The 11,759-nt window shown below is 67.7% G+C and carries 11 protein-coding genes; 5 read left to right on the forward strand and 6 right to left on the reverse strand.

The genetic code is table 11. The features are described 5' to 3' along the window. The first annotated feature begins 212 nt into the window (after positions 1-212). On the forward strand, positions 213-1,472 hold the full coding sequence (locus tag J5226_RS11720) for a DUF819 family protein (RefSeq protein ID WP_215840050.1): 1,260 nt from the start codon (positions 213-215) through the stop codon (positions 1,470-1,472). Positions 1,473-1,663: 191 nt separating this feature from the next. On the opposite strand, the gene J5226_RS11725 is transcribed toward J5226_RS11720, so the two are convergent. The 6 genes from J5226_RS11725 to J5226_RS11750 form a co-directional block, all read right to left on the reverse strand. Then, on the reverse strand, positions 1,664-1,885 hold the full coding sequence (locus J5226_RS11725; RefSeq protein ID WP_215840051.1) for a YbdD/YjiX family protein: 222 nt from the start codon (positions 1,883-1,885) through the stop codon (positions 1,664-1,666). Further along, positions 1,885-3,957, reverse strand: coding sequence for a carbon starvation CstA family protein (locus tag J5226_RS11730; RefSeq protein WP_215840052.1), 2,073 nt, complete (start codon positions 3,955-3,957; stop codon positions 1,885-1,887). Before J5226_RS11730 ends, J5226_RS11725 begins: the two co-directional genes overlap by 1 nt. A gap of 416 nt (positions 3,958-4,373) precedes the next feature. Continuing rightward, positions 4,374-5,366: a magnesium/cobalt transporter CorA gene (gene corA / locus J5226_RS11735; RefSeq protein ID WP_215840053.1), complete on the reverse strand. Its 993-nt coding sequence runs from the start codon at positions 5,364-5,366 to the stop codon at positions 4,374-4,376. A 55-nt stretch (positions 5,367-5,421) separates the two neighbouring features. Then, positions 5,422-6,771, reverse strand: a complete 1,350-nt coding sequence (locus J5226_RS11740) for a DUF4105 domain-containing protein (protein ID WP_255323062.1) — start codon at positions 6,769-6,771, stop codon at positions 5,422-5,424. Positions 6,772-7,182: 411 nt separating this feature from the next. After that, positions 7,183-8,049, reverse strand: a complete 867-nt coding sequence (locus tag J5226_RS11745) for a transporter associated domain-containing protein (protein WP_215840054.1) — start codon at positions 8,047-8,049, stop codon at positions 7,183-7,185. A 140-nt stretch (positions 8,050-8,189) separates the two neighbouring features. Next, a complete protein-coding gene (locus J5226_RS11750) occupies positions 8,190-8,792 on the reverse strand; it encodes a GspH/FimT family pseudopilin (protein ID WP_215840055.1) in 603 nt (200 codons plus the stop codon). A 269-nt stretch (positions 8,793-9,061) separates the two neighbouring features. Between J5226_RS11750 and J5226_RS11755 the strand changes: the two genes are divergently transcribed. The 4 genes from J5226_RS11755 to J5226_RS11770 are packed head-to-tail and all read left to right on the forward strand — an operon-like array spanning position 9,062 to position 11,751. After that, positions 9,062-9,628 (forward strand): GspH/FimT family pseudopilin, encoded by a 567-nt coding sequence (locus J5226_RS11755; RefSeq protein ID WP_215840056.1) that lies wholly within the window; start codon positions 9,062-9,064, stop codon positions 9,626-9,628. Further along, positions 9,625-10,143: a type IV pilus modification protein PilV gene (pilV, locus tag J5226_RS11760; RefSeq protein WP_215840403.1), complete on the forward strand. Its 519-nt coding sequence runs from the start codon at positions 9,625-9,627 to the stop codon at positions 10,141-10,143. The genes J5226_RS11755 and pilV overlap by 4 nt, the downstream gene beginning before the upstream one ends. After that, positions 10,140-11,153, forward strand: a complete 1,014-nt coding sequence (locus tag J5226_RS11765) for a prepilin-type N-terminal cleavage/methylation domain-containing protein (protein ID WP_215840057.1) — start codon at positions 10,140-10,142, stop codon at positions 11,151-11,153. The genes pilV and J5226_RS11765 overlap by 4 nt, the downstream gene beginning before the upstream one ends. 13 nt (positions 11,154-11,166) lie before the next feature. Next, positions 11,167-11,751, forward strand: coding sequence for a PilX N-terminal domain-containing pilus assembly protein (locus tag J5226_RS11770; RefSeq protein WP_215840058.1), 585 nt, complete (start codon positions 11,167-11,169; stop codon positions 11,749-11,751). Positions 11,752-11,759: the final 8 nt, after the last annotated feature.

Genomic DNA, 11,759 nt, shown 5'->3' on the forward strand with positions numbered 1-11,759 from the left:
AGCTGCGCGAGCTGCGACCGCGACATCGCAGCTACGACGCAAGCGCGGTTTCGCGGTCGCAGCTCGCGCAGCTCCTACAGGCAGCTTCGGCCGATATCGCCGACAGCTTGGCGACAGCCGCCACCTGAACTCGCGCCCCGGCACCACCGGCCCTTGCCCACCCGCGCCGATCCGAAGTAAAAGCGGAGTCGCCTAAGCTCAGGGGAACCCGCATGCCCGACACCGCCCGCACGGCGCTCATCAGCAACGACATCGTCGTCCTCGGCCTGATCGCCGCCACCCTCGGCGTGGTGTTCTGGACCTCCTCGCAGCAGACCGGCTTCTGGAAGAAGTTCTACACCTTCGTCCCGGCGCTGCTGCTGTGCTACTTCATCCCCGGCATCTACAACACCGTCGGCCTGGTCGACGGCGAGAACACCAAGCTCTACAACCCGGTCGCCAGCCGCGTGCTGCTGCCGGCGGCGCTGGTGCTGCTGACGCTGACCATCGACCTCAAGGGCGTGCTCAAGCTCGGCCCCAAGCTGCTGATCATGTACGCGGTGTCGTCGCTGAGCGTGGCCTTCGGCGCCATCGTCGCCTTCGTGGTCATGCGCGCGCTGCATCCGGAGACGGTGGCCGGCGACACCTGGGGCGGCATGGCCGCGCTGGCCGGCAGTTGGATCGGCGGCGGCGCCAACATGCTGGCGATGAAAGAGATCTTCAAAGTCGACGCGACCACATTCGGCCAGTTCGCCGTGGTCGATGTCGGCGTGGGCTATGTGTGGATGGCGGTGCTGATCTTCCTCGCCAGCCGCGCGCAAGCCATCGACGCGCGCAGCGGCGCCGATACCCGCGGTATCGAGGAACTCAAGCGCCGGATCGAGGATTTCCGCGCCCAGCACGAACGCGTGCCGACGCTGAGCGATCTGGCGATGATCGTCGGCATCGCCTTCGGCGTGGTCGGGCTCGCGCACGCAGTGGCCGGCCCGCTGTCGGCGTGGTTCGGCGCCAACGTGTCGTGGGCGCGCACGGTGAGCCTGCACGAGCCGTTCTTCTGGGTGGTCGCGGTATCGACCTTCGCCGGCCTGGCGCTGAGCTTCACCCGCGCGCGCGAGCTCGAAGGCGCGGGCGCGTCGAAGATCGGCAGCCTGCTGCTGTACTTCCTGATCGCCTGCATCGGCTTGCAGATGAACATTCTGGCGCTGCTCGACAAGCCGTGGCTGTTCGCGCTCGGCTTGCTGTGGATCGTGGTGCACATCGCGATCCTGTGGGGCGTCGGGCGTTTGCTGCGGGTGCCGCTGTTCTATTTCGCCATCGGCTCGCAGAGCAACATCGGCGGGCCGGCCTCGGCGCCGGTGGTGGCGTCGGCGTTCCATCCCTCGCTGGCGCCGGTGGGGGCGCTGCTCGGGACGCTCGGGTATGCGACGGGGACGGGGTTGGCGTATCTGGTCGGGATCACCTTGCGTTCGCTCGCAGGCGCGTCGCCGGCCTGAAGTGCGACTGTAGGAGCTGCGCGAGCTGCGACCGCGATATCGCAGATACGACGCAAGCGCGGTTTCGCGGTCGCGGCTCGCGCCGCTCCTACAGGTAGATCGCGCGGCAACGTCGGGTCTGGCGGCAGCGAACCCGCCTACGAAAAAGGCCGCCAACCGGCGGCCTTTTTCTTTCTCGCGCGCTCAACGCCTCAACAGCAGCCGATCCGCCCACCGCCGTAACGCGCTTCCTGGCGCTGGCGGAAGAACGTCGCGTAATCCGGAATCGGCCGCTCGGGATGCTTCTCCATCAGATGCCGGACATAGTTGTCGTAATCCGGCACCCCGCAGCACAGCCGCGCGGTCTGCACGATGCGCCGCCAGGCGCGGCGGAAGGATTGGTATTGGCCGACCGGAACCAGCGCGGTGCCCATCACACGCCCTCCATTTCGTGCGGCTTGAGCGCCACGTACGGCGACTCGCGGTCGCTGCGCTGCGGATTCGCGCGCGCCTTCACGATGGCGCCGAGCGAGTACACCAGCACGCTGAACACCACGAACAGGAACAGCGCGGTCAAGCCGGTGTTGACGTAGCTGTTGACCATGATCTGGTGCATCTGCTCCAGACTCTTGGCCGGCGCGGTCACTTCGCCCTTGGCGATGGCGGCGCTGTACTTGTGCGCCTGGGCGAGGAAGCCGACCGCCGGATTGGAATCGAAAATCTTGATCAGGCCCGCGGCCGTGGTGCAGATCAACAGCCAGATCGTCGGCACGATGGTGACCCAGGCGTAGCGGTCGCGCTTCATCTTGAACAGCGCGACCGTGCACAGCATCAGCGCGATGCCGGCGAGCATTTGGTTGGCGATGCCGAACAGCGGCCACAAGGTGTTGATGCCGCCGAGCGGATCGACCACGCCCTGATAGAGGAAATAGCCCCACAGCGCGACGCAGCCGCCGGTGGCGATCAGGTTCGGGCCCCAGGCCTCGGTGCGGCGCAGCGCCGGCACGAAGCTGCCGAGCAGGTCCTGCAGCATGAATCGGCCGGCGCGGGTGCCGGCGTCCACCGCGGTGAGGATGAACAGCGCCTCGAACAGGATCGCGAAGTGGTACCAGAACGCCATCGTGTTCTCGCCCGGCAACACGTTGTGCAGGATCTGGGCGATGCCGACCGCGAGCGTCGGCGCGCCGCCGGCGCGGGCGAGGATGGTGTGTTCGCCGATGTCTTTGGCGGTGGCTTCCAACACATCGGGCGTCACCGCGAAGCCCCAGCCGCTGATCGTCTGCGCGACCGCGTGCACGTCGGTGCCGACCAGCGCGGCCGGGCTGTTCATGGCGAAGTACACGCCCGGGTCGATCACCGAGGCGGCGACCAGCGCCATGATCGCGACGAAGGATTCCATCAGCATGCCGCCGTAGCCGATGTAGCGCATATGCGCTTCGTTGGCGAGCAGCTTGGGCGTGGTGCCCGAGGAAATCAGCGCGTGGAAGCCCGACACCGCGCCGCAGGCGATGGTGATGAACAAGAACGGGAACAGCCCGCCCTTCCACACCGGGCCGTTGCCGTCGGTGAATTGGGTCAGCGCCGGCATGCGCAGGTCGGGCATCACGATCAGGATGCCGATGGCGAGGCCGACGATGGTGCCGATCTTGAGGAAGGTGGACAGGTAATCGCGCGGCGCCAGCACCAGCCACACCGGCAGCACCGCGGCGACGAAGCCGTAGCCGATCAGCATCCAGGTGATCTGGGTCGCGGTGAAGGTGAAGGCCGGGCCGAGCACCGGATCGGCGGCGACCTTGCCGCCGTACCAGATCGCCAGCAACAGCAGCACCAGGCCGACCACGGAGATCTCGCCGATCTTGCCGGGCCGGATGTAGCGCATGTACACGCCCATCAGCACCGCGATGGGCAAGGTCGCGATCACCGTGAACATGCCCCACGGACTTTCCGCCAGCGCCTTGACCACGATCATCGCCAGCACCGCGAGGATGATGATCATGATCAAGAACGCGCCGAACAGGGCGATGGTGCCGGGAATGCGGCCCATCTCCTCGCGCACCAGATCGCCGAGCGAGCGGCCGTTGCGGCGGCTGGAGACGAACAGGACCATGAAGTCCTGCACCGCGCCGGCCAGCACCACGCCGACGATCAGCCACAGCAGGCCGGGCAGGTAGCCCATCTGCGCCGCGAGCACGGGGCCGACCAGCGGGCCGGCGCCGGCGATGGCCGCGAAGTGGTGGCCGAACAAGACGTGCTTGTTGGTCGGGACGTAGTCCAGGCCGTCGTTGTGGATGACCGCGGGCGTGGCCCGGGTCGGGTCGAGCTGCATCACCTTGTCGGCGATGAACAGCGAGTAGTAGCGATAGGCCACCAGATAGATCGACACCGCGGCGGTGACGATCCACAAGGCGTTGATGTGCTCGCCGCGCCGCAGCGCGACCACGCCGAGGCAGAACGCCCCGAGCACGGCGAGGGCCGCCCAGCCCACTTTGCCCAGACCATTTTTCATGACGACCCTCCCGGATAGGACCCCTGGAAGCGTCGCGCCTGTGCCCGGGCGGGTCAATGCGCAGCGCGGCAAAGGCGCGCGAAAGCGGCTGATACTTTGGTCTTAGGCGCCCGATGGCGGCCGTTGGTGGTGCGATGTCGGGCGGTTGGGGGACGGGATCGGGCCGGCGCGGCGCGTGGGCCGGATACCCGGCGGTAGGAGCTGCGTAAGCTGCGACCGCGAAGCCGTTCTTGCGACGTAGTTGCGATAGCGCGGTCGCGGCTCGCGCCGCTCCTACAGGGGCGGCGGCCACGACTCCGCGTTTGCCGGAAGTCCGACTGTAGGAGCTGCGCAAGCTGCGACCGCGACACTTCGCTTACGAGGAGAGCCCGAGGCCGCGATCGCGGCTCACGCCGCTCCTACAAGCACGAGATCCGCTACAACCACTTCGCCCGCTTGAACCCGATGTACAACACTAAACACGTCACCACCACCACGCTGATCAGAATCCCGTAGCTGAACTGCCCCGCCAATTCCGGCATGTGGGCGAAGTTCATCCCGTACCAACTCGCGATCAAGGTCGGCGCCGCCAGCAGCGCCGCCCAGGCGCCGAGGCGTTTGACGATTTCGCCCTGGCGCACGGTGACCAACGACAGGTTCACGCTCACCGCCGCGGTCAGCATCTCGCGCAGGGTGTCGGTGGTTTCGTTGATGCGCACGACATGGTCGAGCACGTCGCGGAAATACAGCTGGATCTCTTCGTCGATCAAGCCGCCGCGCGAGCGCGCGAGCTGGCCGAGGATGTCCTGCAACGGCGACACCGCCATGCGCAGCCGGGTTAGCTCGCGCTTGAGGTCGTACAGCTCGCGCACGGTCTCGCTGCTGAAGTCCTCGGCGAAGATGTCCTTCTCCAGTTCGTTGAGCTCCTGGGTGAAGCCCTCGACGATCGGCATGAAGTTGTCGACCACGCTGTCGAACACCGCGTACAACGCCGCGCCGGGGCCGTGTTCGAGCAGGTCGGGTTCGCGCTCCATGCGCATGCGCGCGCTCTTGTAGCTGATCGAGGCGCCGTGGCGCACGGTCACCAGGTAACGCGGGCCGACGAACAGATGGGTCTCGCCGAAGCGGATGCGGTTGTCGATCTTCTGCGCGGTGTGGATGGCGATGAACAGCGAGTTGCCGTAAGCCTCGATCTTCGGCCGTTGGTGCGCGTTGTGCGCGTCCTCCACGGCCAGATCGTGCAGGCAGAACTCTTCCTGCAACTTATCCAGGATGCCCTCGTCGGGCTCGTACAGACCGACCCAGACGAAGCTGCCGTCGTCCACGGCCAGCACGTCGCTGATCTGGTCGAGGGTGATGTCGCGGCGGCCACCTTGACGGTCGTAGGCGGCGCAGTTGATGACGCATTGGGGCAGGGAAGGATCGCTCATGCGCGCATCCTGCCCCCGCGACCGCGCAGGGGCAAGCGCCGCGCCCGCGAGCGCCTCAGCGCGGCTGCGCGCTCGCGCGGAAGCCGGCCCACAGGCCCAGATGCACCGGCAGCCACAGCGCGATCCAGTGCGCGTTGCGCTGCGGGTACACCGGCAGCCAATACACGAACAGCGAGGCCACCGCCGCCAGCAGCACGGCCAAGGTCAGCCAGCCGAACAGCGGGCCCGGATCGCGCCCGCGCAGCGCGCGCACGCCGCCGTAAAGCAGCAGCAGGCACAGCGGATCGAACAGCAGCAGATTGCGGTTGGCGTGGATGTAGGTGTGGCCGGTGCCGAGCCAGCCGTACAGCAACAGCGCGCCGACGACGCCGAGCGCGGCCCACAGCGGCAGCGCCGCGGCGGCCAGCCAGCGCGTGCTGCGCCCGCCGATCCAGGCCAGCGCCGCGCCCAGGGCGATGCCGGCCAGCGCCCACGGCCACCACGGCAGCGGCGCGGCTTCGGGTTCCGGCGCGATGCGCGAGGGCATCAGCACCCGCTCGGCCTCGACCAGCGGCCGGCCCTGGCTGTTCTTGACCTCAGCCAACGCCGCGGCCAGCCGCCCGGGCACGTAGGACTCGGCCCACACCGGCACCGGCTTGTCGGCCTCCGGGCCCATCAGCACGTCGAGCACGAACCACATCCACGGCTCCGGCCGCGACAGGCGCAAGGCCTCGCTGCGCAAGGTGTTGCCGTGCGAGCGGCCTTCGATCTGCCGGCGCAGATCGCCGCCGAGCGTGCGGTCGATGGCGTCGCGCACGCGGATCGCGCAGTTGTCGTCGAAATACTGGTAACGGTAGAACGCGTTTTCCGGCAGCGCGTTGACCCGCAGCGCTTCGGCCAGTCCGCGCGCCTGCGCCTCGCTCAGGTCCAGCCACTGCAAGGTCACCTTGCGGCCTTCGTAGTCGTACTGCGCCATGTCCTGATCGAACGGCAGCGCGACCAGGCGATAGCGCATGTCGTTGCGGATGAAGCGCTGGACGAAGTCGGGCTCGGTCGGATCGAAGTAACCGAAGTTGTAGGAGATCGCCTTGTCGCTGGCGCGGTCGTAGACCACCAGGGCGTCGTGGCCGAAGCGCGACCAGAACTCCTGGCCGGGCTGCATGGTGACGACGCCGATGCGCGGGGCCTCGCCGGAAGCGTCGGGTCGTGCGGTGGCGGGCGTGGCCGCGGCCGGCGTCGCCGCGGTGCTGGCCGGCGTTCCTGCGGTGCTGGCCGATGTTCCCGCAGCGCCCGTGGTTTCGGCGGTCGCGGTTGCGGGCGTGGCCGTGGCCGTCGCAGCGACCGGCTCGGCCGCATGCGCCAACGGCAGGATCAGCAAAACGGTGAGCAGGGCGTAGAGCCGGACGAAGCGGGAGAGAACGGTCACGGGCGGCCTGATCCGGCGGGGCGGGGTAGCGGCCATTGTAAACAGAGGCGAAGGACGGCTTGCGGGAAGGCGCCGGGCCGGATGTCCTTGGTTTTACGCGGCGTTCCAATCGTGGCGTCGTATGCGAGCCATGCTTTCTGGCTCGGGGCTCGTCTCGGTGGCGAAGCGCCGCAACACGGGCTTGAGCTCCGACGCCTACGCCCGCGCGGCCGGCGATGCGAGTCGCGAGCCTCGGGGCGCGCCCGCTGCGGTGGCGAAGCGCTCGCGGCACGGGCCTGAACTCCGACGTCCACGCCCGCGCGGCCCGCGATTGGATGAGAAAGCACCGGCTCCCGAACGCGAGCGCCCAAACGCGAACCGGCCCCAAGCGGGGCCGGTTCGACGCAGCGGATGAAGCAGCAACGCCGGCGATCAGTCGTTGCCGAGCACGCCCACATGGAAGGCGTGCACCCGGCGCGCATCGGCGCTGGCGACGCGGAACACGAAGCGGCCCAGGGTCAGCTCTTCGCCGGCCTCGGGCAGATGCCCGATCGCCGCGGTGACCAAGCCGCCGATGGTGTCGTATTCGTCGTCGTCGAAGTCGGCGCCGAAGCGCTCGTTGAAATCGTCGATCGGCGTCAGCGCATCGACCACGTACTGCCCGTCGGCCTGCGCCGCGATCAACGCGTCGGTGTTCTCGGCCTCGTCGTGCTCGTCGTCGATGTCGCCGACGATCTGCTCCAGCACGTCCTCGATGGTCAGCAAACCGGCGACGCCGCCGTGTTCGTCGATGACGATGGCCATGTGGTTGCGCGACTGGCGGAACTCGCGCAGCAGCACGTCCAGGCGCTTGGATTCGGGAATCAGCACCGCGGGACGCAGCAACTCGTGGATCGTGCCCGGACCGTTGTCGGCGACCACGCCGCGCAACAGATCCTTGGCCAGCAAGATGCCGAGGATCTCGTCCTTGTCTTCGCCGTGCACGGGGAAGCGCGAATGGCCGGATTCGACCACCAGCTTCATCAGATCGAGGAACTTGGCGCTGGCCGGCAAGACGACCATTTGCGAACGCGGAATCATCACGTCGCCGACGGTGAGGTCGGAGACCGCGATCGCGCCTTCCATCATGCGCAGGGTATCGGCGGCGATCAGGCCGTCGGCCTGGGCGTCGCGCAACAACTCGACCAGGTCTTCGCGGGAACTGGGTTCGCCCGACAGCGCGGAGCTGATGCGGTCGAGCCAGGAACGCCGTTTCTCGTGGGGCTCCGGCGAGTGGGTACTACTGTCGTCCTCGGACATTCGATTCTTGGCAGGCGCCCTGGGGGTGCGGGCGTGGCCTCCAGTCTAACCCGGAAGCCGCGTCGCGGACCCGCGCCCGCCGCCGGAGCGTCGCGCCAAGCCCGGCGGGCGTCGCGGGGTTCGTAAAAATCCAATCAATATCAAAATGTTGCGCAGGGGTTTCGCCCCGGCGGCGCGCGTTCGGCGAAACGGAACTGGCCCGCGTTCGACAGAACCAGCGTTCCCAGCCGGGCGCCCCGGCTAGCGCATACGGTGAAGCTGGCGTTGCTGCCGCCGCTGCCGCCATGCGGCTGAAATACGATGCGCGAGCGTTCCGGCGAACCGTACAGGCGGACGGCGCCCGCGAGCGGCGGCACTTGCCGCAGCAGCGTATCGCCGGCGCCGAAACGGCGGTCGCCGTCGAGATCGGCGAACGCCATCCAGCCGCCGCTCCAATCGTCGCCCTGTCCGCAGTTCGGGTCGTGGCCGCTCGGGCACACGACGGTCGCGACGCCGCCGGCGATCGCGTGACGCGCCGAGATCAGAAAGGTTTCGCCGAGTTCGGTCTGGATGCGGGCCACGCGCACTCGCTCCAGAGCCGACGCCGCGGAAGGCAGCGCGATGCAGACCGTCAGCGAAACTACGGCGAGGGCGATCGCGACTTCGAAGAGGGACCAGCCTTGTTGCCGATGGCGGGTGGAAATCATGGCGAGGCGTTCCTGTGTCCTTATGGAGGCGGCCAGTTTTTCCAATGCGCTGTGCATGCGGTATCGGATTGGTGCGCGCGGCGGGGTCGGAATTCCGCTAGAGACGGGAGCGCGGCGGCCGCGCGTGCAATGCCAGAGAAAGAAGGCGCAAATTTTGAGTTTGCGCGGCACATATCAATAAGCGTGCCAACAAGGAATTTTTCGTAAGTATTTACTGTGTAAGGTCCGCCGCTCGCCCGCGCGCTGCGACCGCTCGTCCTGCGCACGCTGGCTGAGGTCGAGAACGCGATCCTAGAGTGCGCCCTACTTCGGCGAGGCGGCACGCGATGGAATTCGGGCGCGAGAGGCAGGCGGGGGTCACGTTGATGGAGTTGCTGGTCGCGCTGGCCGTCGCCGCGACGCTCCTCGCGTTGGCCGTGCCGAGTTTCATCGCCACCATCAACCGCAGCCGTCTCGCCGGCGGCGCCAACGAATTGGTGGTTTCGCTGCAGACCGCGCGCATGGAAGCACTGCGTCGCAACGCTTCGGTCGTGCTGTGCAACAGCGCCGATCAACTCACGTGCGCGAGCGGCGGCGGACGTTGGTCGGGATGGATCGTGCTGGTTCCGGACGCCAACCGCGACGGCGTCGCGAGCGACCCGCTGGTGCTGCGGGCGACGCGGCTCGGTGCGACCGTATCGATGAGCAGTTCGCTCCCGGACGGCCGGGTGACTTATCGCCCGGACGGCTTCGCCCGAGCCGAATCGCGCGGGCGCGGCGGATTCCTCAACGCCAGCTTCGATTTGTGCATCGAGACCCGGCAGCCGGCCGAGAACGTTCATCGGGTGAGCCTGTTTTCCGGCGGCCGGCTGACGACCCAACCGATCGACGCCAACGGAGTTTGCGCGCCATGACGCTTACGAATATCGATGCGACGCCCAGGCGCGGCGTGGGCCGGACGATGCCGCGCCGCGCGCAGGGGCAGGCCGGCATGGGGCTGATCGAAGTGCTGATCGCCGTGTTGGTGCTGGGCTTGGGATTGCTGGGCGTGGCGGCGATGCAAAGCCTGGCTTTGCGCAACAGCCAGAGTTCCCTGGAGCGCAGTCAAGCGGTGATTCAGGCGTATGCGATGGCCGAGGCGATGCGCGCGAACGCAGCGGCGGCGAAGAGCGGCGCCTACGACACCGGCTCGGCCCAGTGTTTCGGAGCGACGGCTTCTGGAGGCAGCGACTTAGCCGCGGCCGACCGCGCCAACTGGGTGCAAGCGCTGGGCGAGAGCCTGGGAAAAACCGCGAGCACCTGCGGCAAGATCGCCTGCGCCGCGGATTCGTGTTCGATCGAGGTGGTTTGGGACGACACTCGCGGAGGCGGCGCGGGCGGGGAAAACGACGCGGACAAGCGCACCTTCCGCATGCAGGTGCGGCTATGAAGCGCCGCGCCGGATTCCCCGCGGCGAGCGGCGTCCGCGGCCTGAGTTTGATCGAACTGATGGTCGCCTTGGCGCTAGGCCTGTTGTTGACTGCGGGCGCGCTGTCGATCTTTCTCGCCTCGCGCGCGGCCTTCCGCACCACCGAGGATCTGTCGCGCGTCCAAGAGGCCGGCCGCATCGCGTTCGAGCTGATGGCGCGCGACGTGCGCGAGGCCGGCGGCAACCAGTGCGCGGGCGTCATCCGCTTTGCCAACGTGACCGACGAGCGCGCCACCGCATTCTGGTCGAAGTGGAGCGAGTCGTTCCGCGGATTCGGCGGCGACACCGGTTTCGCCGCCCCCGCGGCCGGTTTCGGCAGCGCCACGGGCGAGCGCGTTTCCGGCAGCGATGCGTTCGAGTTGCATTCGACCCAGGACTTGGGTCTCTACCTCGTCGAGGCGATGACCCGCCGCGACGCCGCGCTCAAGGTCAATGCCGTGCCGAGCGACATGAAAATCGGCGATACGCTGATGGTTTGCGATTTTCGTCTGGTCAGCGTCTTCAAGGTGACGTCCTTCGCCGGCGCGGCATTGGGGCACGGCACTGATGCAAACTGCGGCTCGGGGTTCACCCGGTTGTCGGCGTTGCTCTGCGACGACGGATCGGCTCCGGCGCAGACTTGGCATCTGTACGGCCGCAGTTCGGTCGTGAGCCGGCCGCAGGCCGTGCGCTGGTTCGTCGGCCGCAACAGGGCCGGCAAAAATTCGCTGTTCCGTCAGGTCTTGTACTCCGATCAAGTTCCGACGCCCGCGCCGGACGAAGTCGCCGAAGGCGTTAGCCAGATGGCGGTTTCCTATCTGTCGGAGGGTCAGCCTGGGTATCGAACGGCTGCCGCCGTGACGGATTGGGCGCGCGTCAAGGCGGCGAGGGTCGTGCTGACCATTCAAAGCGAGCGGTCCAGCGGCGTCGACGGAGATTCGATCGGCCGCACGGTGACCTCGGTGCTGACGCTGCGCAACAGGAACCTCTGAGGAGAATCTGCCCATGCGAAGCCGCCGTCGTTCTCTCGCTCCGCCGTCGACGCAGCGCGGCGTCGCGCTGATGGTGATCATGGTCATGCTGTTGGTGATGATGGTGATCGGGCTGGCCATCCTGCGCGGCACCGCGCTGGAAGAACGGATGAGCGCCGCGATGTACGACCGCAGCCTGGCCTTCGAGGCGGCCGAACGAGCGTTGCGCGAAGCCGAGAAACAGGTGGCCGACGCGGTGAAGAACAGCCGAGCGATCGGCGTGGACTGCACGCTTCCGACGATATCGTGCGCCCCGTTGCCGAGCAGCACCTATACCGGCGGATCGGTCTGCGCCGATGCCAAGGGCGACTGTTGGGTCAATGCCAGCGCGGGCGATGCCGCGCTGCCGGTGGCGGGGCGCGCGCAGTACTACGTCCAGTTCATGGGGCAGCGCACGACCGTGGACGATTTCGGCACCGCCAACGGCGGTTCCTACGAACCGCCCCCGGCGAAGGAGTTCACCGGGGCGTTCTACCGCGTCACCGCGCGCAGCCACGATCCGAGCGGAGCAGGCGAACGCGCGGTCGTGGTGCTGCAAACGACCTTGGTGAGTTATTGAAAGACGAC

It is taken from the genome of Lysobacter sp. K5869 (genome assembly GCF_018847975.1).
GTDB lineage: Bacteria > Pseudomonadota > Gammaproteobacteria > Xanthomonadales > Xanthomonadaceae > Lysobacter.

Bases quoted from the DNA above. Each gene is read 5' to 3' on its own strand.
- J5226_RS11755 (WP_215840056.1), top strand. From the start codon at position 9,062: ATGGAATTCGGGCGCGAGAGGCAGGCGGGGGTCACGTTGATGGAGTTG.
- pilV (WP_215840403.1), top strand. From the start codon at position 9,625: ATGACGCTTACGAATATCGATGCGACGCCCAGGCGCGGCGTGGGCCGG.
- J5226_RS11720 (WP_215840050.1), top strand. From the start codon at position 213: ATGCCCGACACCGCCCGCACGGCGCTCATCAGCAACGACATCGTCGTC.
- J5226_RS11745 (WP_215840054.1), bottom strand. From the start codon at position 8,049: ATGTCCGAGGACGACAGTAGTACCCACTCGCCGGAGCCCCACGAGAAA.
- J5226_RS11725 (WP_215840051.1), bottom strand. From the start codon at position 1,885: ATGGGCACCGCGCTGGTTCCGGTCGGCCAATACCAATCCTTCCGCCGC.
- J5226_RS11750 (WP_215840055.1), bottom strand. From the start codon at position 8,792: ATGCACAGCGCATTGGAAAAACTGGCCGCCTCCATAAGGACACAGGAA.
- J5226_RS11770 (WP_215840058.1), top strand. From the start codon at position 11,167: ATGCGAAGCCGCCGTCGTTCTCTCGCTCCGCCGTCGACGCAGCGCGGC.
- J5226_RS11730 (WP_215840052.1), bottom strand. From the start codon at position 3,957: ATGAAAAATGGTCTGGGCAAAGTGGGCTGGGCGGCCCTCGCCGTGCTC.
- corA (WP_215840053.1), bottom strand. From the start codon at position 5,366: ATGAGCGATCCTTCCCTGCCCCAATGCGTCATCAACTGCGCCGCCTAC.
- J5226_RS11765 (WP_215840057.1), top strand. From the start codon at position 10,140: ATGAAGCGCCGCGCCGGATTCCCCGCGGCGAGCGGCGTCCGCGGCCTG.